Raw genomic sequence first — 26,411 nt, 5'->3', positions numbered from 1 at the left:
CTAACCCTTATGAAAAAATTTGTTCTTACTGGCGCGGCTGGTCGGCTGTCTTCTTACCTGCGCGAACCGCTGACTCAGCTTTGCGATGCATTGGTTAGCACGGATATCGTTGATGACATTGGCACGCTCTACGAAGGGGAGAGTTATATCAAAGGTGATCTCGCCAGCATGGACGATATGATGCGCGTTATGGAGGGCGCGGATATGGTGGTGCATATGGGCGCTTACGTGGATGAAGGCCCGTTTGAAAAACTACTCGGCCCCAATTTCATCGGGGCGTATAATATTTGGGAAGCCGCGCATCGCCATGGGTTGAAACGGGTTGTTTATGCCAGCTCGATCCATGCGGTTGGGATGCACGCTAAGACTGATTTCATTGACACAAATGTGCCTCATCGTCCCGATACGTTCTACGGTCTGGCCAAGTGTTTTGCCGAAGATCTCGGCTCGCTCTATTGGGACAAACACGGGTTGGAGAGCGTGCATATGCGCATTTTGTCCTGCGCGCAGGTCAACAATCCGCGCGCGCTTGGGTCTTGGTTGTCCTATGATGATCTGATCCAACTGGTCACTCGCTGCATTGATGCGCCAACGACGGGTTTTTCGGTGGTCTATGGGGTGTCCAAGAACGACCGCGCGCCGGTGGATAACAGTCAGGCCAGCTTTCTCGGCTATCGCCCGAGAGACAATGCAGAGCAGTTCGCCGCAGAGATTCTCGCCAATGCAGACCCCGCCAATCCACAGGATGTGGGCGACATGTGCCACGGAGGGCCCTTCGCCAGTGTGGCCTTGGGCAACAGTGGCGTGGCGACCATGAATATCGTGGATGACGCGAAAAAGACCTGAGGAGGTGCGCGTCTAAGCCAAGGGTTTCAAATCCAACTGCGCGAGGATTTTGGGGATCTGCTTTTTGAGCTTAAAGAACCCCTTGTTCGCGTGCGGCCATGTGAGGTGATCATAAGCTCGCATCTGTTGATGCAACGTGATCCCTTCGCCCGAAAGCAAGGGTTTTGCTTGCGCTAAATGCGCGGCGGTAGGCCCGACGGGGGCGTAGGCAGTGATAACTTCACGCGTACCTGAGACCTGTGCTGCTTCAACAATACACGTTGCCCAATCGGCACTGGTTAGGACCTCGGTACCCGGCAAAGCGGCCTGTTTGAAGGCTCTCACCTTTTCACTTTGCTCTGGCACCGGGGTGAATACTCGCAAAACAGGCGAATCTGATTGGCTGGCACCAATTTCGGGGTAGCAATCCTCTTCCGTAATCAGCCGCAAGGCTGTGTTTTTGGGCGCACTCGGAGGCAAGGGCAGGGGCACAAATGGATGCTCATTGGGTTCTTCTAAAGCAATCGCAAGACCGGCGATTTGCCCTTCAGGATTGAACCGCCCACCCGTATATTTTGCAATGTTGTAGGCGCGCGCGAGGTAAGTTTTGCCCTTCGTGTGCAACCCGCCAACCCAACGCCAGCTTAGCGTGTTGGACGCGGGATCGCCGTCCAGCAGGTGCTGCATGAAGAAATCGGCACCCAATTGCCACGGCAGCCGCAGAGAAAAAATCCAGATCGAGGCGAACCACATGCGCGCGTGATTGTGCAGATAGCCTGTCTGCACCAACTCCTGCACCCAATGATCAAAACAGGCGATGCCGGATCGCCCTTCTGTCGAGTCAGTGTAGTCATGCTTTAACACTTGATCGGTTTCTATGCGCGCATATGCTAAGCGCAAATCATGCATAAAAGCCTGCCAAACGCTCGGATGGTGTTCCAGCCACCCTTTGAAATACCCGCGCCAAAACACCTCTTGCACGAACTTGGAGGCGGCAGACGGGCTGTGCCTTGCAAAAGCGCGTGTCAGCACCTCTTCCTCAGTGATCAAACGGTGCCGGATCCATGGGGACAGTGTGGAGGCCGTGCTGCGATCCTGTGCGCCAAGGTCATAGTTGCGCTGCGACGTGTAGTGGTCGCCCATGCGCGACACGAATTTTTCAAGCTGCGCCAGGCCTGCGGCTCGCGTCGGGGTGAAGGCAAAGTTTTTGTTGGGGTGGGGCAGGTTGTCGAACAAATCGGATGTGGTCATCGCGCGGCTCTTCCATTGTTAGGCTGCTTTGCGATAGTGGTAGCGCGCTGTATACGATTTTCGATAGTAAAAGGGACCCATGTGCGAAACAAAGGGCCCTTGAAATAGGATTTATAAGATGAAGTTGGACGCTTCCAGATTTTCTTCCGCTTGGATGATCAACTGAAGCTGATCCACCTCAGTGATATCGAACGTAAGCGTCGACGTGCCGCCATCGGAGAGCAAGAAGGCTGCAAGATCATCGAAGTCTTCGACACCCGCGATACTGCTCAGACCAATTTGATTGGCCCCTTGTGTGAAGTTGGTGACCTCAATGCTGCCGGCATCATTGTCCATCGTATATAAGTCATCCCCGAGACCGCCCGTTAGCGTATCATCGCCACCGCCACCTGTAAGCGTGTCATCACCAACATTGTCGTTCAGCGCGTTGTCATCAAGCTTGCCCACAGGACTGTCGTTGCCGGACCCTGCATTAATGTTTTCAACACCAAAGCTAGTGTTGCCCTGATTATCGATGCCCTCTGCAAGGATGATCGAATAGCTGACCGCATTCTCTTTGGTGCCCGCAATCTGCAGTGTATCAACAGCATTGCCACCAAAGTAGCTGTTGGAGCCAGCGTTCGCGAGGAACACATCATCACCGTTGCCACTATTGTGGAAATCGTTCCCTGCCGCACCATCAATCGTGTCGTCGCCGTCATTTCCTTGCAACTGGTTGCCCGCCACATTGCCAAAAGGGGTTGTCATCACCAGACCCGGTCGTGACGTTCTCGATGTTGGAATAGGTGTTGCCGTATTGATCCTGACCGACGTTCAGATCGATGTTGTAATCTGCCTCGCCAGCGGTTGCACCGCCGATGTCGACCGTGTCCACACCTGCGCCGCCATCCAGCATGTCATTACCCAGACCGCCCGCAAGGGAATCGTCGCCCGCGCCGCCTATCACAACGTCATCGCCGACACCGCCATCTAGGATGTTGATCCCTGCATCACCTGTCAGGCTGTCATCGCCCCAGCCGCCATTCACATTTTCAATGCCGGAATAACTGTCGCCAAGATTATCGACACCCGTCGCTAGGTTAACACCGTAATCCGCCTCATAATCATCTGAGATGTCGATGTCATAGGTATCAATACCCGCACCGCCGTTGTGTGTGTCAGTCCCGGCGCTTGTGATCAAAAGGTTATCACCGCTACCATCATGCACATCATCACCCGCACCACCATTTAGAACGTCGCCGCCAAGTCCACCGCTCAGCATATCATCGCCCGTGCGCCCAATCAGAACGTTGGCATCGTCTGTGCCTGTGAAGTTATCGTCGCTAAGGCCAACGTCGATATTTTCGGTGGTGGTACAGGTGCAGTGGCACCCGCGGTACCATCTGCAAGGTCCACGTTGATATTGTCGGCCGAAAGGACAGAGTGTTGGTATCATAAACATCTGCACCTACACCGCCATCGACCGTGTTAGGGCCAGCGCTTGCGACGAAGACATCGTTGCCAGCAAAACCGTTCAGAACTTCAGTTCCCGTGCCGCCACTGAGTGTGTCGTCATTCGCAGTGCCTGTCAGCGTGCCACGAAGAATAAAGTTTGGCACGTTTGAAGACTCCCCAGTCCAGCTAGTAGCAGCGACGCGTTCGGTCGCTTTACTCGTGACGCACTGCGGTTGATTTTGGACCGTCGACGCATATTTTCACGCCCGCCCACCAAAACGTCTCACGAATTCCGAATAGACTGCCATGAATTTGACAGGCATACCTTGGAAACTCTTTGTTTTCATAAAAGCTCCCTCTTTTACCACATTTTTGCCATTTTTTGGAAGAGCGTCTTTCTGCATTCCATCTCAGTGACCAAAAAAGTTAAAAAAATTATTAGCCAGCCAGCCATTTTCTTGCCAGGGTGGTCTTGCATGATCTGGGAGGACAGCATGACAGAGATTTCTATGACGGTGAACGGGAAGTCCGTTTCCGGCAGTGTAGAAAGCAATACCCTGCTTTCGGCATTTTTGCGCGAAGACCTACGACTGACAGGCACACACATCGGCTGTGATACATCGCAGTGCGGCGCATGCGTGGTGCATGTGAACGGCGAGGCTGTGAAGTCCTGCACAATGTTCGCCGCAGAAGCTGATGGCGCAGACGTAGGCACGATTGAAGGCCAAGCGAACGGCGACGGATCGCTCAACGTGATCCAGCAAGCGTTTCAGGATCACCACGGTTTGCAGTGCGGTTTTTGCACACCGGGAATGGTAATGTCTGCCAGCGCTTTGTTGAAAGACAACCCAAAGCCGACAGAGACCGAGGTGCGAGAGTATTTAGAGGGTAATATCTGTCGCTGCACTGGTTATCATAACATCGTTAAAGCAATCATGGCCGCATCCGGTCAGGACGTCTCTGCGATAGCTGCTGAGTAAGCAAATTTTCTAAAAAATTTGGAGCGGTTGATTTTTCAAGAAAAGTCGCCTCCTCACGGAAGGAATACACAATGCCAAAAGATGGTGGAATAGGCGCTTCAACAAAACGGCGCGAAGACATCCGGTTCTTAACCGGCAAAGGCAACTATAGCGACGACATCCAGACAGCCGGCGAATGCGCCGCAGTTTTTGCGCGCTCGAATGTGGCCAACGGAACAATCAAATCAATCGACACAAGTGCTGCCTCTGCGATGCCAGGTGTTCTGGCAATCTTCACAGGTGAAGATTTTGTCGAAGTCGGTGGCAACCCAGCAGGTTGGGCGATTGTGAGCCGCGACGGTGAGCCGATGAAAGAACCAAAGCGCCCTGTGCTTGCACACGGTAAAGTCCGGCATGTCGGCGATGCTTATGCAGCCGTGATCGCCGAGACTGTTCAGCAAGGCAAAGACGCGGTCGAAGCGATTGAGATCGACATTGAAGAGCATGATGCCATCATCAACATGGCTGACGCACTTTCTGGCACCAATTATGTGCATGATGAAATCGAGACGAACCAATGTTTTGACTGGGGTTGGATCGAAGACAACCGCGCGGCCACGGATGATGCAATCAAGAACGCGCATCACGTTACGACGCTCGAGCTTATCAACAACCGCCTTGTGCCCAACGCTATGGAGCCACGCTGCTCCATTGGCCACTACAACACAGGAACGGGCGATTATGTCCTGCACACGACGTCACAAAACCCGCACCTTACGCGTTTATTGCTCAGTGCGTTCGTAATGGGCATCCCAGAGAACAAGCTGACAGTGATTGCCCCTGATGTGGGTGGCGGCTTTGGCTCCAAGATCTATCACTATGGTGAAGAAGCCCTGGTGCTCGCCGCCGCGAAAAAGCTCGGGCGCACGGTCAAATGGACCTCTGATCGTTCAGAGGCGTTCTTGACGGATGCGCATGGCCGCGATCACGTGACCAAGATCGAACTCGCACTCGACGCAGAGGGCAATTTCCTCGCCTTCCGCACAGAAACAATGGCGAATGTCGGCGCGTATCTGTCAAACTTCTCGACTGCGACCCCAACCTTTCTGCACGGCACTTTGATGGCGGGTAACTACACGGTGCCGCTGGTCTATGTGAACGTTAAAGCGGTCTTCACCAACACAGCCCCTGTGGATGCATATCGCGGCGCTGGGCGACCAGAGGCGACCTATTCCCTTGAGCGCGTCATCGACATGGCCGCACGTGAAATTGGCATGGATCCGATCGAGCTGCGTCGCAAGAACTTCATCAAGCCGGATCAATATCCCTTCGCCTCTGCGGCAGGTCTTGAGTATGACAGCGGCAACTATGACGCCTTGATGGACCGCATGGAAAATGTCGCCGACATGGCTGGTTTTGCTGCGCGTCGTGCTGAGTCTGAGGCCAAAGGCATGCTACGTGGTTTCGGCGTGAACGCCTATATCGAGGCTTGCGGCATTGCGCCGTCCAACCTTGTGGGTATCCTTGGCTCTCGCATCGGCCTTTATGACGCGGCGACCGTGCGTGTGAATGCGACGGGCAATCTCTCGGTCATGGTCGGTGCGCACAGCCACGGGCAAGGCCACGAGACTGTGTTCCCGCAAATCGTGGGTGATATGCTCGGTATCGATCCTTCTGTGATTGACATCGTGCATGGCGATACGTCGAAAATCCCATTTGGAATGGGTACTTACGGCTCCCGCTCGCTTGCGGTCTGTGGCTCTGCCATAGTTCGTGCGACGGAGAAGATCATCGACAAAGCCAGCCGTATCGCGGCACATATGTTGGAGACAGAGCCATCCAACGTGGATTTCACAGACGGCAATTTCAGCGTGTCGGGTACGAACCGATCCGTCAGCTTTGGCGAAGTGGCATTGAAAGCTTACATCCCGCATGAATTCCCCCTTGAGGAGATCGAGCCGGGCTTGGAGGAGACGGCCTTCTATGATCCGGCCAACTTCACCTATCCATCCGGTGCCTATTGCTGTGAGGTCGAAGTGGACCCAGACACTGGCAAAGTGCGTGTTGATCGCATGACGGCCGTGGATGACTTCGGCAACGTTATGAACCCGCTTGTGGTGACAGGGCAGGTGCATGGCGGCCTTGGCCAAGGCATAGGTCAAGCGCTCGTTGAAAACACCACCTACGATGAAAACGGCCAGCTACTCAGCGCGTCCTACATGGATTACACCATGCCGCGCGCCGATGATTTACCGTTCTACGTGGTCGATCACAGCCAAGGCAACGCCTGTACGCATAACCCGTTGGGCGTCAAAGGCTGCGGTGAAGCAGGAGCGATTGGATCACCTCCAACAGTGGTCAACGCGGTGATTGACGCGCTGCAATCAGGCGGCAAGAATGTCACCCATATCGACATGCCCATGACCCCACATCGCGTGTGGTCTGCCATGCACAACGCTGAATAAGGAGAGCGGATATGTATTCATTTGATATCGAACGCCCAACAACTGTGGCCGATGCTGTCACCGCTCTTGGGGCAGATGAGGCACAAGCGCTGGGCGGTGGTCAAACGCTGATCCCGACGCTGAAACAACGTCTTGCATCACCTTTGGCTTTGGTGAGCCTAAGCGGTGTGACCGAGATGCAGGGCATCACCACAAGCGCGGGCAGCCTCACTATTGGCGGTGCAACCAACCATGCGTCTGTGGCAGCAGACGGCAGCTATGCTGGCCTCTCTGCACTGGCGTCAAACATCGGTGATCCGGCGGTGCGCAATCGTGGCACGATTGGTGGCTCGCTCGCTAATAATGACCCCTCCGCGTGCTATCCCGCTGCGGTGCTTGGCTCAGGTGCGACCATCACGACCAACGCGCGTGAGATCGCGGCGGATGACTATTTCCAAGGCATGTTTGACACCGCGCTGGAGGAAGGCGAGATCATCACAGCCGTGTCTTTCCCAATCCCAGAGGCGTCGCATTACGAGAAATTCGTACAGCCCGCGTCGCGCTTTGCTTTGGTTGGTGTTTTTGTTGCGAAATACGCCGATGGCGTACGAGTCGCTGTGACCGGTGCCTCGAATGAGGGTGTTTTCCGCTGGACAAAGGCGGAAGAAGCGCTGAGTGCGAACTTCTCAGCCGATGCTTTAGCGGATCTTAGCGCCAGTGCTGACAACATGATCGAAGACTTACATGGTAGCGCAGAATACCGTGCACACTTGATAAAAGTTATGACAGGTCGAGCGGTTACCGCAGCATCTTAATCTAAAATCTTAAGTTGGGCAGGGTGCGACTTGCCCGACTTTTTTGTACTCCATTGCATACAGGCGTTGACACAGCGCACGGCTTTGTCGCACATACACCCCAGCAGTATCGGGAGAACCAGAAACGCTGGTGCCGAAGGAGCAACCGCCCCGGAAACTCTCAGGCCAAGGGACCTTTGCTGCGATACGACACTCTGGAGAGAGGCGTTGAATCGTCCGCCGAAGGGATAGCGATCTCAGGCACCATGACAGAGGGGGCATCACGTGCGCGAGGGTTTCGCGTGCTAAATGTGGTGCCGCATGTTCTTTTTCAAAAGACAGTCGGCCTTAGGGAAAGAGGCTACACATGTCTGACCTTCTAGAGACACCGTTGCACGATTTGCACGTTCAATTGCGTGCGAAAATGGTGCCGTTTGCAGGCTACTCCATGCCCGTGCAATATCCCCTCGGCGTGATGAAAGAACATGTGCACACACGCGAGAAAGCGGGACTGTTTGACGTCAGCCATATGGGTCAAGTCAAAGTCTCAGGGGAGAGGGCCGCTGCCGCTTTGGAAACGCTGATCCCAGTCGATATTGAAGGTCTCGCAGAAAACCGCCAGCGCTATGGCATGTTCACCAATGAACAGGGCGGCATCATGGATGACCTGATGCTTGCTAATCGCGGCGATCATATCTTTGTGGTGTTGAATGCCGCCTGCAAAGGCGCTGACATCGCCCATATGAAAGCGCAACTTGAGCCTGAAGTCATAGTCACCGAAATTACCGATCGCGCGCTCCTTGCGCTGCAAGGTCCAGCGTCTGAGGCTGTGCTCAGCGCGCTCGATCCCAGAGCTGCGACGATGACCTTTATGGACGTCGCCACGCTTGATTTGAACGGCGCGGAATGCTGGGTGTCCCGCTCTGGTTACACGGGCGAAGACGGTTATGAAATCTCGGTCCCAAACGTCGATGCCGTGGCTTTGGCCGAAGCCTTGATTGCGCACGAAGACGTAGAAGCCATCGGCCTCGGCGCGCGGGATTCGCTGCGCCTTGAAGGCGGACTTTGCCTTTATGGTCACGACATCGACACATCTACAACTCCTGTTGAAGGCGCGCTGACTTGGGCGATCCAAAAGGTCCGTCGCTCAGGTGGCGCTCGTGCGGGTGGTTTCCCCGGTGCAGATATTATCGCTGTGCAAATGGAGAATGGCGCGCCGCGTAAGCGTGTTGGCCTGCTAGCCGAAGGACGTGCGCCCATGCGTGAAGGGGTTGAACTATTCGCCACCAGTGAAGGCGGCACCAGCATTGGCACAATAACCTCAGGCGGCTTTGGTCCAACAGTCAGCGGCCCCGTAGCAATGGGGCTGATCAACGCCGATCACAGCAAGCTGGGCGCGACAATCTTTGGCGAATTGCGTGGCAAGCGCTTACCACTTACGATCACAAAAATGCCCTTCACACCGGCAAATTTTAAACGATAAAAGGGAGATACCATTATGAAATATACAGAAGAGCATGAATGGCTGCGCGTTGAAAACGACGGCGTTGTTGTCGGCATCACAGAGCACGCGACTGAGCAGCTTGGCGATATCGTTTTCGTAGAACTGCCCGAAGTGGGCACAACAGTCACTAAAGACGAAGAGATCGTTGTGATCGAGAGCGTCAAAGCCGCGTCCGATATCCTCGCGCCGATTGATGGCGAAATTGTCGAAGTAAACGAAGCCCTAGCAGAGAACCCCGCGCTCGCTAATGAAGATGCGATTGGGGCAGGCTGGTTCGTTAAAATCGAAGCTTCTGATGCGTCCCAAATGGACGATTACATGGACGAAGCAGGCTACAAAAAATTTATCGTTTAAAGGACCGCGACAATGACCTTCACCCCCACCGATTATCTGCCATATGATTTTGCCAACCGCCGTCATATCGGACCATCACCCACAGAGATGGCCGACATGCTGGACGTGGTGGGGGCGAAAAACCTTCATGATTTGATCGAAGACACGGTGCCGCAATCGATCAGACAGGACGTGCCGCTTGATTTCGGCAAGGCCAAGTCAGAACGCGAGTTGCTGCATCATATGAAGGTCACCGCGGGCAAAAACAAAGTGCTGACTTCGCTCATTGGGCAAGGCTATCACGGCACGGTCACACCTCCCGCGATCCAGCGCAATATTTTTGAAAACCCTGCTTGGTATACGGCTTACACGCCCTATCAGCCAGAGATTTCTCAAGGTCGCCTTGAGGCGCTGTTGAACTTCCAAACCATGGTCAGCGACCTCACTGGTTTAGAGATCGCCAACGCGTCTTTGCTCGACGAGGCTACCGCCTGCGCAGAAGCCATGACCATGGCGCAGCGCGTGTCCAAATCCAAAGTGAAGGGTTTCTTCATTGATCAAGGGTGCCATCCACAAAACATCGCCGTGATGAAAACCCGCGCTGCGCCTCTTGGGATAGAAATTACCGTCGGCAATCCAGATGACATGGATGCGCAGGCGATCTTTGGCGCAATTTACCAATATCCGGGCACCCATGGCCACCTGCGTGACTTCACCGATGACATCACCAAGCTCCACGACACCAAAGCTATCGGCATCATCTCGGCTGACCCTATGGCATTGACTTTGCTTAAAGAACCGGGCGCGATGGGGGCGGACATTGCTGTCGGCTCCACCCAGCGTTTCGGCGTGCCCGTTGGCTATGGTGGCCCGCACGCGGCCTATATGGCGACGAAGCAAAGCTATGCCCGCAACATGCCGGGGCGCATTGTCGGCGTCTCCATCGACAGCCATGGCAACCGCGCTTACCGCCTCAGCCTGCAAACCCGCGAGCAGCATATCCGCCGCGAAAAAGCGACCTCGAACGTTTGTACCGCGCAAGCCTTGCTTGCCGTTATGGCGGGTTTCTACGCAGTCTTTCATGGTCCCGCAGGTCTCAAAGCTATCGCGCAGCGCATCCATCGCAAGACTGCACGGATGGCAGAAACCCTGCGCCAAAATGGCTTTCACTCCGAGCCTTCCGTTTTCTTTGACACGATCACTGTTGACGTCGGTCCTTTGCAATCTGCGGTGATGAAATCCGCTGTGGATGAGGGCATTAACCTGCGCGCGGTCGGAAGCACGAAGATCGGTATCACGCTGGATGAGCGTACGCGCTCTGAAACCATCGAAGCGGTCTGGCGCGCCTTTGGCATCACGCAAGAAGACAAGGATTACACCCCGCATTACCACATGCCGGAAAAGTTGATCCGCACCTCTGATTTCCTTACGCATCCCGTGTTCCACATGAACCGTGCGGAAACGGAAATGATGCGCTACATGCGCCGTCTTGCGGACCGTGATCTGGCATTGGATCGAGCGATGATCCCGCTTGGCTCTTGCACGATGAAGCTCAATTCAGCCGCTGAAATGATGCCTGTAAGCTGGGATGAATTTTCCCTGCTCCACCCCTACATCCCCAAGGATCAGGCCGCAGGCTATTACGAAATGATCGACGATCTCAGCGCAAAACTCTGTGATGTGACGGGTTACGATGCGATTTCGATGCAACCCAATTCTGGTGCGCAGGGCGAATATGCGGGCCTTTTGAGCATCGCCAGCTATCACCTCAGCAACGACCAAGGCCATCGCAACATTTGCATCATTCCAATGAATGCCCACGGCACCAACCCTGCCTCTGCGCAGATGGTAGGCTGGAAAGTGGTTCCGGTGAAATGTAATGATCGCGGCGATATCGACCTCGATGATTTCCGTGCGAAAATTGATGAGCATAAAGATAACCTAGCGGCCTGCATGATCACATACCCTTCGACCCACGGGGTGTTCGAGGAAACAGTTATAGATGTGTGCAAGATCACCCACGACGCGGGTGGTCAGGTCTACATTGATGGTGCGAACATGAATGCGATGGTCGGCCTGTCGCGCCCGGGTGATCTGGGCGGCGATGTGAGTCATTTGAACCTGCACAAAACTTTCTGCATCCCGCATGGTGGCGGTGGCCCTGGCATGGGTCCCATCGGTGTGAAAGAGCATTTGATCGCTCATCTTCCAGGTGATCCCAATGGTGGCGAGGGCGCTGTTTCAGCGGCGCCTTTCGGCTCTCCATCCTTACTGCCGATCTCATGGGCTTACTGTTTGATGATGGGCGGCGAAGGTCTCACCCAAGCGACACGTGTCGCGATCCTGAACGCCAACTACATCGCTAAACGGCTCGAGGGTGCGTTTGATGTGCTTTACAAAGGACCGACGGGTCGGGTTGCACACGAGTGTATTATCGACACGCGCCCCTTTGCGGATAGCGCGCATGTGAGCGTGGATGATATCGCTAAGCGCTTGATTGATTGCGGCTTTCACGCCCCAACAATGAGTTGGCCTGTGGCTGGCACGTTGATGATCGAACCAACAGAGAGTGAAACCAAAGCCGAGCTCGACCGTTTCTGCGACGCCATGCTCGCCATCCGCGCGGAGATCGCCCAGATCGAAGCAGGCGACATTGACGAGGCCAACAACCCTTTGAAAAACGCGCCACACACGATGGAAGATCTCGTGAAAGGCTGGGATCGTCCATATACGCGCGAAACGGGTTGTTTCCCACCCGGAGCTTTCCGCGTGGACAAATATTGGCCGCCGGTGAACCGCGTCGACAACGTCTGGGGGGATCGCAATCTGACCTGCACATGCCCGCCGATGGAAGACTACGCGCTCGCAGCAGAGTAAAAACATAAGCCGCCCGTTTAGGGCGGCTTTTCTATTTAAGTGACAAGAGGCGGTAGGCTTCTTTTGCTTCGCTCAATGTGATTGTGGGTAAACCGCGTGCAATCCAACCAGCCCCGAGCTTGTTGCCCATCATACCCTTTGAGACATCTACGACATCGGGAAACCCGTTTTGGACAGAAACGACACAACATATTCGGTGCGCCCACCTGTCGCGCAGATCAAACCGATTGTTTTGCCTTTTTGTGAATTCATCACGTATATGATTTTATTTTAAAAATTAGGGTTTTGCATAGTCAGTGCTACAGCGCCTTGGGCGACACCTGTTTGATCCCATTCGCCGGGACTGCGAATATCGATCATGATCATATCATCGTTGCTCACCGCCAAAAATGCATCTGGTGCAGACATAATCGGCGTTTCAGCAAATAATTCCCTGCGATAACGAAAGGTGCGAAAAAAGCTAAATTACGGATCATTTTGTGGCCCTCTTTAGTGATTATCCCGCGGCATCCCTTTACGTGCTACATCTTGATAGGAATCCGCCCCGCGCAGCGTCATGCCCTTGTCAAACGGCTCAACCATCTCGCGGAAGTATTGCTGCCACGGTGTCTGGCTTTCAGGGAAGGGGAAACCGCCAGACGCAATCAACGCTTCCCTACGTTCATTGTATTCTTCTTTTGATACCAGAATGTTGGCGCTGAATTCATTGAGATCAATACGGATCACATCCCCGGTTTGCAGCACCGCTAAGCCACCATTGTCAGGCGCTTCGGGCGCAGCATTCAAGATCGAGGGCGAGCCTGACGTGCCAGACTGACGCCCATCCCCAATGCACGGCAAAGCCTCCACACCCGCTTTCAAAAGATACGCAGGTGCGCGCATGTTCACCACTTCCGCGCCGCCTGGATATCCCTTGGGACCTGCGCCGCGCATCACAAGGATGCAACCCGCATCGATACCTTCCGCAGGATCGTCGATGCGGTGGTGATAATCTTCGGGCCCGTCAAATACGATCGCACGCCCCTCAAAGGCATTCATATCTTCAGGATTGCTGAGATACGCGGCGCGAAACGCGGGGCTGATCACCGAGGTTTTCATGATAGCACTGTCAAAAAGGTTGCCCTTAAGATTGATAAAGCCGGCCGCTTCCTTCAAAGGCGCCGCAATGGGTAGGATCACATCGTCATTCGTGGACGGGCGCAGCGCGCAGTTTTCGCCCATGCTCTTGCCATTCGCGGTCACTGCATCAGGATGCGGCAGTAGCCCATCTCCAAGCAGCGCACTTACGACCGCCGGCAAACCACCCGCGCGATGGAAATCCTCGCCAAGGTATTTGCCCGCAGGCTGAAGGTTAACCAACAAAGGCACATCATGCCCATGCTTTTGCCAATCATCATTGTCCAAAGGTACGCCCACATGCCGCGCAATCGCGTTCAAATGGATCGGTGCATTTGTCGATCCGCCAATCGCCGAATTGATGACAATCGCGTTCTCGAATGCCTCGCGCGTCATGATGTCAGAGGGGCGCAAATCGTCCCAGACCATATCGACAATGCGCTTGCCCGTCTCATAGCTAATTTGCCCACGCTCACGGTAAGGCGCTGGAATCGCAGCACTCCCCGGCAATTGCATCCCTAATGCTTCGGCTAATGAGTTCATCGTTGTCGCTGTGCCCATGGTATTACAATAACCCACAGAAGGCGCAGAAGCCGCTGCGATATCCATAAAGCCATCTTCGTCAATCTCACCTGCCGCCAGCTTTTCTCGGGCTTTCCAGATTACCGTGCCAGAGCCTGCGCGCTCGCCTTCCCACCAGCCATTGAGCATTGGGCCAACGGACAAAGCAATCGCAGGAATATTAACGGTTGCGGCAGCCATCAATAGGGCAGGTGTGGTCTTGTCACAGCCAATCGTTAGCACGACGCCATCAACAGGATAGCCATATAGCGTCTCGACCAATCCCAAATATGCAAGGTTGCGATCTAGCGATGCGGTGGGGCGTTTACCCGTCTCCTGAATGGGATGCACAGGCATTTCCAAAGGCACACCGCCTGCCGCAATAATGCCGTCGCGCACGCGCTTGGCCAGCTCAATATGATGGCGATTACACGGGGAAAGGTCACTGCCGGTTTGCGCAATCGCGATGATCGGCTTGTTGCTTTGTAGCTCTTCGCGGGTCAGCCCGTAGTTCAGATACCGTTCAAGATAGAGCGCTGTCATTTCACGATTTTCAGGATTGTTGAACCACTGACGGGAGCGCAGGTTTTCAGGCAACATCTTGGTCATAACAGTATCCTTCGACAGACATCGCCGCACGCGCGGGGGCGATGTTCAAAATTGAGGTTCAAATCAATGGTGCGGGCGGGGGGACTCGAACCCCCACGGGCATTCGCCCAACAGATTTTAAGTCTGGTGTGTCTACCATTCCACCACGCCCACATAGTCCTTTGCTGCTTCACAAAAGTCCTGACGCAATCTTTAACGCCACACAATGGCGATCACAATGCGTTTCAAAGCCGAAAATGCGGATAACGCGTCTAAAGATCTGTTTCTGCAGTGGGCGCATCGCCGGTCAGAAACTGGCGCTCTTTCAACCAGGGATTAAGCGCTGAAGCCTTTCGTAAAACTTTCTGCGCGTCTGCATCGCGTTTTAGCCCGATCAAGGTCAGCGCCTTGCCTGCAATTGCGGCGATATGTGTCGGGGATCGGTCAATCGCACGGTCCAAATCGGTCAAGGCGGGTTCATAGTCTTCGCGCAAAAACAGCACGAATGCGCGCTGATTGTAGCCCTCGGCGTAGTCTGGACAGTAGGCAATCAATTGCTCGAATGCTTTGATCGCGCCGTCAAAATCAAAACTGGAACGCCTCGCCATCCCGTCGTCCAACATTTGCTGGGCCCTGTCATCCGGAGCGTCGGCCCAAAGTGCCCACATATCGTTGGAAATCCGTGCCGCCGCCGTCTCATTTGGGGCAATTTTTACGGCGTCTAGCAAGCGTTTCATAGACGCGCGATGATCGGTTGGGGCAGGGCAGTCAGCGGCTGCAAAACTGGCGAAACCGACGAGAAAAGCGGAGAGGGTAAGGTTTTTCACGAGATAGAGGATGGCGTGAATGCGCATCCTGTCAAGATGGTGCCTCTCAGCGCCACGCAATTGTGATCACCTAAAACGTCTCGCTGCTGTCTTCTTTCACGGTCTGCATCGCCACATAGGTCGAGGTGTTCGAGATATGGGGCAGTGTCGAAAGCTTCTCCGCTAAGACCTGCCGATAGCTGCTCATATCGCTGACGCGCACCTTCAACAGATAGTCAAAATTTCCAGCAATCAAGGCCGAACATACGCCGCACAAGATCCACAAAACCATCCTACTAGATCCCACGGGGGAGCTTAACCAAATCAGCCGCCACGCGCGCGCGCCATTTCTATGCATGGGGCCGGGGCAAACGCGGCAAAGAACCAAGCGGAGGACGTTAAAGCATTAGGCGGACGTGCCATCATCGCTACGGGCGATTTAATAAACCTCAATGGCATTTCAGGCGTGATCTTCTGGGGTAACCTCACGCAAAAACGCGACATCGCACAAGCACTGGCCGCTCGCACAGGCGCTATCCTTCCACTCCTTACCGGCTTGCCAAACGCCGGATACGTCCTCGAAGAACAGCACCTTTGCGTCGATATAACCGCAGCTGGCGGCAATGCCGCGCTCCTCGCTAAAAGCGCGCCTGATACCTAATCGCTTGACCTTTGGGTGGGCAAACTCCAGCCTGCCCAAATGCTTCCAATTCGCGACCATAACCCGTCGGGGCGCGCACCCTATGTCACCTACACGCTGATCGCCATCAACGTGCTAATTTTTCTTTTGTTCAATCTCTCGCTGGGGGAAGGGCGCGAGCTGAATGCGTTTTATTATGACTGGGGCATGGTGCCGCTTCATATCTCGCGCGGGCAGGATTATTATACGCTTGTGACCTCGCAATTTTTGCATGGTGGCATTATGCACATCGGCGGTAACATGCTGTTTTTGTGGATATTTGGTGACAATATCGAAGATGAAATGGGCCATATCGGTTTTCTTGTTTTCTATCTTGTCAGCGGCGTTTTTGCAGCCCTCGCGCAATGGATCGTCGAGCCAATTTCAACCATCGTCACCATCGGCGCTTCAGGTGCAATCGCGGGTGTAATGGGAGGTTACTTGTTGCTTTTCCCAAAAGCGAAGGTCGATATCCTGCTGATCTTAATCGTCTTCTTCCGCATTTTCCCGATTCCCGCGTGGATCATGTTGGGCGTGTGGTTTGCGTTGCAGGTCGGCAATGGTGTGGCGTCTGATCCTGATTTTGGCGGCGTCGCCTATTGGGCACATGCGGGTGGCTTCGTGGTGGGTCTGATCTTGGCGATCCCGACCTTCCTCAGGCTCGGCGGTTTTTCTTACTGGCAAGTAAACCATGGCCAACCCCCGCATCCCGACGCCGAATACGAACTCACCAACAGCCGTATCCCGCGGGTTCGGCGCAAATAGCACTGCCCAACGCGGCAGAATCGCTTGTCGTCAGAAGTAGGCTGCCCCATAGTTTTTTGAATTTTTAGACCATCAGGAGATCCAAAATGATCAATCTTAAGATCACATTTACGATGGCACTCACAACACTGTTTCTCGCAGCATGCGATCGCTAATTGGAAGAGTCTTTAAACTTTTTGACTCAAGATCAATAGCGTACGATTTATAAAATTTGACGAACCGGAGTGTTAATATGAAAATGAACCCGCTTGGCAGAACTGGAATCATCGTGCCTGAGCTATGCCTTGGGACGATGACCTTCGGCACCCAAACGCCCGAAGCGGAAGGGCATGAGCAGATTGATATCTCGCTCGATGCGGGCTTGAATTTTCTCGACACCGCGGAAATGTATCCGGTCAATCCAATCAGCGCTGAGACGCAGGGTGACAGCGAACGCGTTGTTGGCACGTGGCTCGCGAAGACAGGGCGGCGCGATGATGTGATCGTCGCGACAAAACACTCCGGCAATGGTTGGGATCATATTCGCAACAAAGCGGGCATTTCCGCAGCCAGCATTCCTGAAGCGATCGACGGTTCGCTGGAACGTTTGCAGACGGATTACATTGATCTTTACCAGTTTCATTGGCCCAATCGTGGCTCCTACATGTTTCGCCAGAATTGGACCTTTGATCCCTCGAAGCAGAACCGCGCCGCAATCTTAGATCATATGATCGAAACGCTTGAAGCGTTGCAAGCCGCTGTAGATGCTGGGAAAATTCGTTCGTTCGGTCTCAGCAATGAAAGCGCGTGGGGCACATCCGAGTGGTTGCGCCTGTCCGAGGCAGGTCTTGGCCCGCGCGTCGCATCGATCCAAAACGAATATTCGCTGCTCTGTAGGCTCTATGACACCGACCTCGCAGAACTCAGTGTGAACGAAAACGTCGGCTTGCTGGCTTTTTCCCCCTTGGCAACGGGCTTGCTAACCGGAAAATATCAAGGTGGAGCTGTGCCCGATGGGTCTCGCCTAAGCGTGTCAGATGGGCTTGGCGGACGTGTCACGGCCCGTGTCTTCCCTGCCGTCGATGCCTATCTTGCAATCGCGCAAAAACATGGGCTGGATCCAGTTCATATGGCACTCGCGTGGTGTCGCACACGGCCCTTTATGGCATCCGCGATCTTCGGGGCAACGCGCACGACTCAACTCAAACATGCGCTTGGATCCGTCGATGTGACTCTCAGCCAAGAGGTGCTTGACGATCTCAACCAGGCGCACCGCCAGCATCCGCAGGTGTATTGAGCGATGGAGCAGCTCGGCTTTGATTTAGGATCAGTACCAACCCCAAAGGTCGAGCCCGCATTTAAAAGCGCACAGGATTTTTCTAGGACGCTTAGTCACTGGATGGGAACGCAAAAAGGGGCGGCCAAGCTGTTCGCGCACCCGATTGAAACGCCAGTTGGCACGATGGTCGCTGTGTGTGACGCGACCCATTTGCACTTACTTGAATTCGCAGATCGTAAAGAGCTGCCAAAAGAGCTGCGTAAATTGGGCGCGTCTTTGGGATCCATTGCAACGGGTCAAACCCAGATCACACGCAATTTGCACGATCAACTCGGGGCCTATTTCGCGACGTCGCTCTCAAATTTCTCCATTCCGATGGTGTTGCACGGGACAGATTTCACCAAAAGCGTTTGGACCGCCTTGCTCAAGTTGCCCTTTGGCACAACGACCAGCTACGGGGATTTGTCGATAACGTTGGGCAATCCGACCGCGACGCGGGCGGTTGCGCGCGCGAACGGTGCCAATCAAATCGCAATTCTGATCCCCTGCCACCGTGTGATCGGCGCGGATGGATCCTTGACCGGATATGCGGGCGGCTTGTGGCGCAAACGCGCCTTGCTCGAGCTTGAGCGTCAGCCGTAAACAGCCTTGGCCGCAATATCGTCATCCGGCCAGAATTCAGATCTACTACTCAAAAGCGCACTAAACGACAGCCCGCCTTTACAATTTGCGCACCACATTTCGTCATAAAAGGGCAAAGCGCCAAGCGACGTCGTTTTTGTGGTTTCGCATCTTGGCGTTTCGCGGCAACGTGGCCCAAATCATTTCTGGAAAGCTTGAGCCTATGCCTCTCACAATGAACCGCGAAGTATTTATCACATGCGCCGTGACAGGGTCGGGCGGGACGCAAGATCGCAGCCCCCATGTTCCACGTTCCCCCAAACAGATCGCCGATAGCGCCATCGCGGCTGCCAAAGCAGGGGCTGCTGTTGCACATTGCCATGTGCGCGATCCTGAAAGCGGCGCACCTTCGCGTGATTTTACCTACTACCGCGAGGTCACAGACCGTATCCGCGATGCAGACGTGGACGTGATTCTAAACCTGACCGCAGGCATGGGTGGCGACATCATTTTCGGCAGTGCAGAGAAGCCTTTTCCAACAGCCGCAGGCACAGACATGATCGGCGCAAGCGAACGTGTGGCTCATATCGCTGAGTGTTTGCCGGAAATTTGCACCTTGGATTGCGGCACAATGAATTTCGCGGAAGCTGACTACGTCATGACAAATACCCCGGGCATGTTAACGGCAATGGGTGGTATGATGACCAAGCTTGGTGTGAAGCCTGAAATCGAAGCTTTTGACACTGGACATCTCTGGTATGCAAAACAATTGGTTGCAGACGGCGTGCTTGATAGCCCGGCGCTTGTGCAGCTGTGCATGGGAGTGCCTTGGGGCGCACCTGATGATCTAAATACATTCATGGCAATGGTGAATAATGTTCCCGACGATTGGACGTTTAGCGGCTTTGGTCTAGGTCGTAATCAGATGGCATATGTCGCAGCATCGGTCTTGGCAGGGGGCAATGTACGGGTCGGATTAGAGGACAATCTATGGCTCGAAAAAGGTGTGCTCGCAACAAATGAACAATTGGTTGATCGCGCAGTGACAATTATCGAAAACATGGGCGCGCGCGTCATCGGACCTGAGGCTGTGCGGCAAAAGCTTGGCCTCACCAAACGCGCACCTGCTACCTAAAGGTATTATCATGCGTATTATTCTTAACACCCTCATCGCGGCGGCCTTCATCAGTTTTGCGGTTCAAGCCGAAGCAGCGAACTACCGTGACCGCTCTGTTCCAATGGCAGTTCAGGCGGGGCTGGATTTGAAAAAATATCTTGGGAAATGGTATGAAATTGCCCGTTTTCCGAACCGGTTTGAACGCGGATGTGTCGGGGTCACGGCCGAATATTCAATGCGTGCAGACGGCGATGTGCGGGTGCTCAACACGTGCCGCAAAAGCACCCTAAACGGCAAGGTTGAGGTTGCAGACGGAAGTGCTCGTGTCGAAGCGCCGGGGCGCTTGTCGGTGAACTTTGTGCCTTGGCTTCCCTTCGCGCGTGGCGACTATTGGGTGCTCTATGTGGCCCCTGATTACAGCCTCGCGGTGGTGGGCAGCCCGAAAGGAACAACCGGCTGGATTTTGGCGCGCACCCCGCGCATTAATGCGAAAGAGCGCGCCAAGGCGGAAGTTGTACTCTCTAAAAATGGATATGATGTCATTCAATTAGAAGACGTTCTTCAGAAATAGGATCAAGGCATGACTAGAGGTGTAGCAATCGTCGGTGGCGGCGTCATTGGGGGCGGTTGGGCCGCTCGTTTCATGTTGAACGGCTGGAATGTGCGTCTCTATGATCCTGATCCGGATTCCGAGCGCAAGATCGGCTCCGTTCTTGAAAATGCACGTCGCGCTTTGCCAGGGTTAACTGATGTCGAGCTGCCTAAAGAAGGCTCGCTAACCCATTGTAACAAAATCTCAGATACTGTTTCAGGCTGCGATCTGATCGTCGAAGCTGTGCCTGAGCGGTTGGATGTAAAACACAGCGTCTATGCAGAGATTGAGGCCGCCAACTCAACGGGCATCATCGCGTCCTCAACCTCCGGCATTATGCCGACTGATCTGCAAAGCCAACTGCAATACCCCGAACGATTGATCGTCGCGCATCCATTCAATCCGGTCTATCTGTTGCCTCTGGTCGAACTGGTTGCAGGCCAGAAAACTGACTCTGCTAATATTGAAAAAGCCAAGGCCCTTTACAGCTCCATCGGCATGCATCCGCTTCATTGTCGTGTCGAGATCGAAGGCTTCCTCTCCGACCGCCTACAAGAAGCGCTTTGGCGCGAAGCGCTCTGGCTGCTTAAGGATGAGGTCGCTACCGCAGAGGAACTCGATGCAGCAATCGCCTACGGCCCCGGCCTTCGCTGGGCGCAGATGGGCACGATGCAAACCTTCCACCTTGCGGGCGGCGAAGGCGGTATGCGTGCAATGCTTGCGATGTTCGGCCCTTGCCTCAAATGGCCTTGGACGAAACTGATGGATGTGCCTGATCTTACAGATGATTTTGTCGAAATGGTGGGCGATCAATGTGATACGCAGTCCGGTGCACTCAGTCCGCGTGACCTTGAGCGCGTGCGCGATAGCAATCTCGTTGGCATCATCCGTTCGCTGCGCGCGGGCAATTGGGGGGCGGGTGCGACCACGAAGGCCCACGATCAAACACTCGCGGCGCTCAGCGGCATGGACGCAATGGCTGCAGACATAGATCCGACCCAGCATGTGGTCACATCGAAACGTACGGTTCCCCTCGATTGGACCGATTACAACGGCCACATGAACGAAGCGCGCTATCTGCAGGCTTTCGGCGATGCCACGGATCGCTTTATGGAGCTGGTGGGCTGCGACGCGGATTACATCGCGACGGGCGGCAGTTATTTCACCGCCGAAACTCATATCCGCCATATCGACGAGGTCCACGCGGGCACGCGCATCGAGGTACGCACGCAGGTCTTGTTGGGCGACGGTAAGAAAATGCACCTGTGGCATGAAATGTATGACGGGGCGCGCCTCTTGGCGACGGGAGAGCATATGTTGATCCACGTAAGCTTGGAAACGCGCCGTCCTTCTGCGCCAAGCGCTGCGATTGAAGCTAACCTGACCCGTATCGCCCAAGGTCACAGCGCTTTGCCACGCCCAGATGCGGCGGGAGCGTCGGTTGGCGTGCGAAAATGACGCTCGTTCTCATCACAGCAGGGGCTAAAGGCATTGGCTATGCTTTGGCTGCGGCCTTCGCCGCATCAGGTAGTGAGGTCTGGATCACAGATATTGATAAAGACGCGCTGCAATCCTGCCCAGCGAGCTGGCGCAAATCTTGTGTGGATGTTGCTAATGATGCGCAAATGTGTGCTTTGTTTGACGAAATCGCTGCTGTCTGGGGCACTGTAGATGTGGTCTGTGCCAATGCGGGCGTTGCAGGGCCAACCGCAAAAGTCGAAAATGTCGTGTGGGCGGACTGGAATACCTGCGTTTCAACCACTTTAGGTGGCGCATTCCTGAGCGCGAAATACGCAGCCCCTTTGATGAAGCGCGCGGGCAAAGGCGCACTCATCTTGATTTCTTCAACTGCAGGCCAATACGGCTATCCAAATCGCGCTCCCTATGCGGCGGCAAAATGGGGGGTAATCGGCCTGATGAAAACCCTCGCGATGGAGCTGGGACCGCATGGCATTCGCGCCAATGCGATTTGCCCAGGGGCGGTGGAAGGCCCGCGTATGGAAGGGGTTCTCACCCGTGAAGCGGCAGCAAAAAACACGACGCGCGATGAAGTCTATCAAGGCTACGCAAGCGGCACATCCATGGGCTCATTTGTCACCGCACAAGATATCGCAAACATGGCGGTGTTCTTGGGTAGTGATGCTGCGCGTTTGGTCTCCGGTCAGGTCATAGCGGTTGACGGTCACACTGAGAATCCCGACCCGAAGATCTAATTCAAAGTGGCGGCTACAGCCGTACCTGCGGCCCAGCCACTCGACCATGCCCATTGAAAATTATATCCACCAAGCCAACCGGTTACATCAATTGCCTCACCTATCACATAAAGCCCTTTTTTCGCCTTCGCCTCCATCGTTTTCGATGAAACGTGATCTGTGCCAATGCCACCCAAAGTGACTTCCGCAGTACGATACCCTTCGCTGCCCGTTGGCACCTGGGACCAATTTCTGAGCTTGTCACACAGCTCTTGCAAAGCTCGATCTGACTGATCGCCGATCCGGCCGCCAATACCCATTTCTTCGCTCAAGTGCTGCACTAATCGAGCCGGATAAGACTGCGTCAAAATCGTTGTTATATCTTTCTTGCCCTGCGCCTGCCGCGCAGTGCGCAAGGCCTCAAACAAGCTGCCATTCGGATCAATATCTAAAACCACCGGATCCCCGTCGAGCCAATAGGAGGAGGCTTGCAAAATCGCAGGTCCTGATAGGCCGCGATGGGTAAACAAAGTGGCTTCTTCAAAAGCGGTGCCATTCGCCGACACCCGCGAGGGCGCACTGACCCCAGAAATCGCGGCGTAGCGTTGATCCGAAAAGGTGAGCGGCACGAGGGCAGGGCGAATGTCCGTTAAGCCAAGCCCGAATTGCCGAGCAATATCATAGGCAAGCCCAGTAGCTCCCATCTTCGGGATCGATTTTCCACCGCTTGCTAGCACCAAATTACGCGCACTCAGATCAATGCTTTTACCGTCACAAAAAACCGATAAACGATAGGCTCTGCCGTCATGATCCACCTGTTTGACCGACGCATTCAGCCACAAATCAGCGCCTGCACACTTCATTTCCTCCAGCAACATCGCAACAATCTGCTTTGCAGATCCGTCACAAAACAATTGCCCCAAGGTCTTCTCATGCCAAGTAATCTCATACTTTGCGATCAGGTCTAGGAAGTCCCATTGCGTATATCGGCTAAGGGCGGACTTGCAAAAATGCGCGTTTTGAGAGATAAAATTGGCGCTTGAAGCTCCTAAATTAGTAAAATTACAACGCCCACCGCCTGAGATGCGTATTTTCTCACCTGCAGCTTTTGCGTGATCAAGCACCAAGGTGCGACCACCAGAATGCGCAGCACACATCATGCCCGCAGCGCCCGCGCCAATAATGATCGTGTCAAAATCCATATCCTTCATCTGCACGCGAAGACCTGCAAACTCAAGCCTCTTCATTTTTTGAGATAAACTTTCGCCGTAGGCAATTCGGATAGGCTTGGCCATGCACATCAAGCATGCCACTTTGCGGCAATTCGCTTAATAGCAAACAAAGCTGGCATTCGAATCACTGATTCGCTAAACAGAGTTTAGATCCTGGCAAACGGGACATGAAAGAGGCAACGATCAGCGGTGATCTATGACAGAAATGGTGTATGGCAGCGTCCCCGTGCGGGATGGCGAGCCTATTCTTCCAAAGTGGTGGCGCACGGTCGACAAATGGTCGATCTCTTGCATTCTCATTCTCTTCGGTATTGGTCTTTTGCTCGGCCTTGCCGCATCTCCGCCTCTCGCGGCTAAGAACGGCTTCGAGCCGTTTCACTACGTTCAAAGGCAAGCGTTCTTTGGTAGTCTCGCGCTTACTGCGATGTTTATCACATCTATGCTCAACCCCGTTGTCGTGCGCCGTCTTGCGGTGCTTGGCTTTGTGGCTGCTTTCATCGCGTTGATCTTGTTGCCGTTCTTCGGCACGGACTTCGGCAAAGGGGCCACACGCTGGTACTCCTTGGGGTTCGCATCGGTGCAGCCTTCCGAATTTCTCAAACCTGGCTTCATTATTGTGGCCGCTTGGATGATGGCGGCCTCGCAAGAAATTGGCGGACCTCCTGGACGCCTCTGGTCCTTTATGTTGACCATAACGATCGTTCTGATCCTCGTGATGCAGCCTGATTTCGGGCAAGCCTCTCTGATCTTGTTCGGTTGGGGTGTCATGTATTTCGTGGCAGGGGCCCCCATGACGCTTCTCCTTGGCATGGCGGGTCTTGTCGTCGCAGGCGGCATGGTTGCTTACAATAACTCAGAACATTTCGCGCGTCGTATTGACGGGTTCCTCTCAACAGATGTGGATCCGACAACGCAGCTAGGCTACGCCAGCAACGCGATCCGCGAGGGTGGTTTCTTTGGCGTCGGTGTGGGGGAGGGCGAAGTGAAATGGTCGCTGCCCGACGCGCACACCGACTTTATCATCGCGGTCGCGGCAGAAGAATATGGCCTCTTCCTCGTGCTTTGCATCATTGTGGTCTACACGATTATCATCGTGTGTTCCCTTTTGCGCCTCATGCGCGAACGTGATCCGTTTATCCGCCTCGCAGGCACAGGTCTGGCCTGCATGTTCACGGTGCAAGCGATGATCAATCTTGGCGTAGCAGTGCGTTTGTTGCCCGCGAAAGGCATGACGCTACCCTTCGTCAGCTACGGTGGCTCGTCTTTGATTGCAGGTGGTATTGCAGTTGGCATGCTTTTGGCCCTCACGCGCACTCGGCCACAGGGCCAAATCGGTGATCTTCTTCGAGGACGTAAGTGATGAGTGACAAAACACCCCTTTTGGTGATCGCAGCTGGTGGCACGGGCGGCCATATGTTTCCGGCTCAAGCTTTGGCCGAACACATGTTGCGCAAAGGCTGGCGCGTTAAGCTCAGCACAGATGCACGCGGCGCGCGCTATACAGGCGGCTTTCCTCACACGGTGGAGATCGAACAAATTGCCAGCGCCACTTTCGCGCGCGGTGGGGTTTTGGCCAAGCTTGCGGTGCTGCCGCGCATTGCAGGCGGTGTTATCGGTTCGATCTTCAAGATACTTGGCGACAAGCCAACGGTCGTTGTCGGCTTTGGTGGATATCCGTCCATTCCCGCGCTCGCGGCCGCAACCATTTTACGCCGGCCGCGCATGATCCATGAACAAAACGGAGTGCTTGGTCGCGTGAATCAGGTCTTCGCGAAACGTGTGGATAGCATTGCTTGCGGCACTTGGCCGACAGAATTGCCTGCGGGCATCGAGGCGCATCACACGGGCAATCCCGTGCGCGCAACTGTGCTTGATCGTGCGGGCGCAGGCTACATTCCTCCTGGGGGTTACCCAATGAGCTTACTTGTCATGGGAGGCTCTCAAGGAGCGCGGATCCTGTCGGATGTTGTCCCCCCAGCCATTGCCGCTTTGCCGTTGGAAATCCTGCAAAACCTCCGAGTCAGCCATCAAGCGCGCGATGAGGACGAGCAGCGTGTGGCAGAGTATTACGCAGAGCACGGCATCAGCGCCGATGTGCAACCCTTTTTTAAAGATGTTCCAAATCGCATGAGCGAAGCGCAATTGGTGATCAGTCGCGCAGGGGCTTCTTCTGTCGCCGACATTTCCGTCATTGGACGCCCGTCGATCCTTGTTCCGTTCGCGGCAGCAACCGCGGATCATCAATCCGCAAATGCGCGTGGTCTGACTGAAGCAGGCGCAGCAATTTTGATGCCAGAAGCCAGTTTCTCACCGGAAAGCCTGACAGAGCAATTGATGCTGGTTCTGGGCAATGAAAAGGGTGCGAACACGATGGCGCAAGCCGCATTGAGCTGTGGCAAGCCGGATGCAACACAACAATTGGCCGCTCTGGTGGAGCACCTCGCGACCCCTAATTCCAACTGA

At 54.6% G+C, this 26,411-nt stretch carries 25 protein-coding genes, 1 tRNA gene, 1 pseudogene and 1 riboswitch; of the genes and pseudogenes, 17 read left to right on the top strand and 10 right to left on the bottom strand.

Annotated elements, in window-relative coordinates; genetic code table 11:
- The first annotated feature begins 9 nt into the window (after positions 1–9).
- Positions 10–846, top strand: a complete 837-nt coding sequence (locus tag QZ280_RS13545; RefSeq protein ID WP_293445052.1) for an NAD(P)-dependent oxidoreductase — start codon at positions 10–12, stop codon at positions 844–846.
- A 12-nt stretch (positions 847–858) separates the two neighbouring features.
- Here QZ280_RS13545 and QZ280_RS13540 read toward each other — a convergent pair whose 3' ends face one another.
- The 4 genes from QZ280_RS13540 to QZ280_RS13525 form a co-directional block, all read right to left on the bottom strand.
- The gene (locus tag QZ280_RS13540; RefSeq protein ID WP_293445050.1) at positions 859–2,076 is read right to left on the bottom strand and encodes an FAD-binding domain-containing protein; all 1,218 of its coding nucleotides are present in this window, start codon (positions 2,074–2,076) and stop codon (positions 859–861) included.
- 111 nt (positions 2,077–2,187) lie between these two features.
- Entirely contained in the window at positions 2,188–2,823 is a 636-nt protein-coding gene (locus QZ280_RS13535; protein WP_293445048.1) for a hypothetical protein, read from the bottom strand.
- The gene (locus QZ280_RS13530; protein WP_293445046.1) at positions 2,774–3,511 is read right to left on the bottom strand and encodes a calcium-binding protein; all 738 of its coding nucleotides are present in this window, start codon (positions 3,509–3,511) and stop codon (positions 2,774–2,776) included. The genes QZ280_RS13535 and QZ280_RS13530 overlap by 50 nt, the downstream gene beginning before the upstream one ends.
- Positions 3,399–3,674, bottom strand: coding sequence for a hypothetical protein (locus QZ280_RS13525; RefSeq protein ID WP_293445044.1), 276 nt, complete (start codon positions 3,672–3,674; stop codon positions 3,399–3,401). The genes QZ280_RS13530 and QZ280_RS13525 overlap by 113 nt, the downstream gene beginning before the upstream one ends.
- A 330-nt stretch (positions 3,675–4,004) precedes the next feature.
- Here QZ280_RS13525 and QZ280_RS13520 point away from each other — a divergent pair, with 330 nt between their 5' ends.
- The 6 genes from QZ280_RS13520 to gcvP all read left to right on the top strand — a co-directional run bounded on the left by QZ280_RS13520 (position 4,005) and on the right by gcvP (position 12,421).
- Complete coding sequence (locus QZ280_RS13520) at positions 4,005–4,490, top strand: (2Fe-2S)-binding protein (protein ID WP_293445043.1); 486 nt, start codon at positions 4,005–4,007, stop codon at positions 4,488–4,490.
- A gap of 71 nt (positions 4,491–4,561) precedes the next feature.
- Positions 4,562–6,934 carry a xanthine dehydrogenase family protein molybdopterin-binding subunit gene (locus tag QZ280_RS13515; RefSeq protein ID WP_293445042.1) on the top strand — a complete coding sequence of 791 codons (2,373 nt, stop codon included), beginning with the start codon at positions 4,562–4,564 and terminating at the stop codon, positions 6,932–6,934.
- Between the two features lie 11 nt (positions 6,935–6,945).
- On the top strand, positions 6,946–7,728 hold the full coding sequence (locus QZ280_RS13510; protein ID WP_293445041.1) for a xanthine dehydrogenase family protein subunit M: 783 nt from the start codon (positions 6,946–6,948) through the stop codon (positions 7,726–7,728).
- A 184-nt stretch (positions 7,729–7,912) separates the two neighbouring features.
- Positions 7,913–7,990, top strand: a riboswitch (glycine riboswitch).
- Between the two features lie 84 nt (positions 7,991–8,074).
- Entirely contained in the window at positions 8,075–9,190 is a 1,116-nt protein-coding gene (gcvT, locus tag QZ280_RS13505; RefSeq protein ID WP_293445039.1) for a glycine cleavage system aminomethyltransferase GcvT, read from the top strand.
- Positions 9,191–9,205: 15 nt separating this feature from the next.
- Positions 9,206–9,565, top strand: a complete 360-nt coding sequence (gene gcvH, locus QZ280_RS13500; protein WP_293445037.1) for a glycine cleavage system protein GcvH — start codon at positions 9,206–9,208, stop codon at positions 9,563–9,565.
- 12 nt (positions 9,566–9,577) lie between these two features.
- On the top strand, positions 9,578–12,421 hold the full coding sequence (gene gcvP / locus QZ280_RS13495; RefSeq protein WP_293445035.1) for an aminomethyl-transferring glycine dehydrogenase: 2,844 nt from the start codon (positions 9,578–9,580) through the stop codon (positions 12,419–12,421).
- 270 nt (positions 12,422–12,691) lie between these two features.
- Here the strand turns inward: gcvP and QZ280_RS13490 are convergent, their stop codons facing one another.
- The 5 genes and pseudogenes from QZ280_RS13490 to QZ280_RS13470 form a co-directional block, all read right to left on the bottom strand.
- Positions 12,692–12,829 carry a hypothetical protein gene (locus QZ280_RS13490; RefSeq protein ID WP_293445033.1) on the bottom strand — a complete coding sequence of 46 codons (138 nt, stop codon included), beginning with the start codon at positions 12,827–12,829 and terminating at the stop codon, positions 12,692–12,694.
- A gap of 81 nt (positions 12,830–12,910) precedes the next feature.
- Positions 12,911–14,707, bottom strand: coding sequence for an IlvD/Edd family dehydratase (locus QZ280_RS13485; protein ID WP_293445031.1), 1,797 nt, complete (start codon positions 14,705–14,707; stop codon positions 12,911–12,913).
- 67 nt (positions 14,708–14,774) lie between these two features.
- Positions 14,775–14,860, bottom strand: a tRNA-Leu gene (locus QZ280_RS13480).
- Positions 14,861–14,958: 98 nt separating this feature from the next.
- Complete coding sequence (locus QZ280_RS13475; RefSeq protein WP_293445029.1) at positions 14,959–15,540, bottom strand: hypothetical protein; 582 nt, start codon at positions 15,538–15,540, stop codon at positions 14,959–14,961.
- A gap of 43 nt (positions 15,541–15,583) precedes the next feature.
- Positions 15,584–15,748, bottom strand: a pseudogene (locus QZ280_RS13470) (Lrp/AsnC ligand binding domain-containing protein); the annotation flags it as partial.
- A gap of 96 nt (positions 15,749–15,844) precedes the next feature.
- On the opposite strand from QZ280_RS13470, the gene QZ280_RS13465 reads away from it, so the two are divergent.
- From QZ280_RS13465 to QZ280_RS13430, 8 genes are all read left to right on the top strand, one after another.
- The gene (locus QZ280_RS13465; RefSeq protein WP_293445027.1) at positions 15,845–16,153 is read left to right on the top strand and encodes a hypothetical protein; all 309 of its coding nucleotides are present in this window, start codon (positions 15,845–15,847) and stop codon (positions 16,151–16,153) included.
- Positions 16,154–16,192: 39 nt separating this feature from the next.
- Positions 16,193–16,936, top strand: a complete 744-nt coding sequence (locus tag QZ280_RS13460; protein ID WP_293445025.1) for a rhomboid family intramembrane serine protease — start codon at positions 16,193–16,195, stop codon at positions 16,934–16,936.
- A 232-nt stretch (positions 16,937–17,168) separates the two neighbouring features.
- Positions 17,169–18,212 (top strand): aldo/keto reductase, encoded by a 1,044-nt coding sequence (locus QZ280_RS13455; RefSeq protein ID WP_293445023.1) that lies wholly within the window; start codon positions 17,169–17,171, stop codon positions 18,210–18,212.
- A 102-nt stretch (positions 18,213–18,314) separates the two neighbouring features.
- Entirely contained in the window at positions 18,315–18,836 is a 522-nt protein-coding gene (locus tag QZ280_RS13450; protein ID WP_293445021.1) for a methylated-DNA--[protein]-cysteine S-methyltransferase, read from the top strand.
- A 202-nt stretch (positions 18,837–19,038) separates the two neighbouring features.
- Positions 19,039–19,950 carry a 3-keto-5-aminohexanoate cleavage protein gene (locus QZ280_RS13445; protein ID WP_293445210.1) on the top strand — a complete coding sequence of 304 codons (912 nt, stop codon included), beginning with the start codon at positions 19,039–19,041 and terminating at the stop codon, positions 19,948–19,950.
- Positions 19,951–19,960: 10 nt separating this feature from the next.
- Positions 19,961–20,503 (top strand): lipocalin family protein, encoded by a 543-nt coding sequence (locus QZ280_RS13440; protein ID WP_365734712.1) that lies wholly within the window; start codon positions 19,961–19,963, stop codon positions 20,501–20,503.
- Positions 20,504–20,512: 9 nt separating this feature from the next.
- Entirely contained in the window at positions 20,513–21,982 is a 1,470-nt protein-coding gene (locus tag QZ280_RS13435) for a carnitine 3-dehydrogenase (protein WP_293445019.1), read from the top strand.
- Positions 21,979–22,737, top strand: a complete 759-nt coding sequence (locus QZ280_RS13430) for an SDR family oxidoreductase (protein WP_293445017.1) — start codon at positions 21,979–21,981, stop codon at positions 22,735–22,737. The genes QZ280_RS13435 and QZ280_RS13430 overlap by 4 nt, the downstream gene beginning before the upstream one ends.
- On the opposite strand, the gene QZ280_RS13425 is transcribed toward QZ280_RS13430, so the two are convergent.
- Positions 22,734–23,963, bottom strand: a complete 1,230-nt coding sequence (locus tag QZ280_RS13425; RefSeq protein ID WP_293445015.1) for an aminoacetone oxidase family FAD-binding enzyme — start codon at positions 23,961–23,963, stop codon at positions 22,734–22,736. The genes QZ280_RS13430 and QZ280_RS13425 overlap by 4 nt on opposite strands.
- A 181-nt stretch (positions 23,964–24,144) precedes the next feature.
- On the opposite strand from QZ280_RS13425, the gene ftsW reads away from it, so the two are divergent.
- Complete coding sequence (gene ftsW, locus QZ280_RS13420; protein WP_293445013.1) at positions 24,145–25,308, top strand: putative lipid II flippase FtsW; 1,164 nt, start codon at positions 24,145–24,147, stop codon at positions 25,306–25,308.
- Positions 25,308–26,411, top strand: coding sequence for a UDP-N-acetylglucosamine--N-acetylmuramyl-(pentapeptide) pyrophosphoryl-undecaprenol N-acetylglucosamine transferase (locus tag QZ280_RS13415; protein ID WP_293445011.1), 1,104 nt, complete (start codon positions 25,308–25,310; stop codon positions 26,409–26,411). Before ftsW ends, QZ280_RS13415 begins: the two co-directional genes overlap by 1 nt.

The sequence above is a fragment of the Planktotalea sp. genome, assembly GCF_018607995.1.
Taxonomy (GTDB): domain Bacteria; phylum Pseudomonadota; class Alphaproteobacteria; order Rhodobacterales; family Rhodobacteraceae; genus Planktotalea.
Note: the sequence above shows the minus strand (reverse complement) of the source record. Positions and strands in the feature narration are given on the sequence as shown.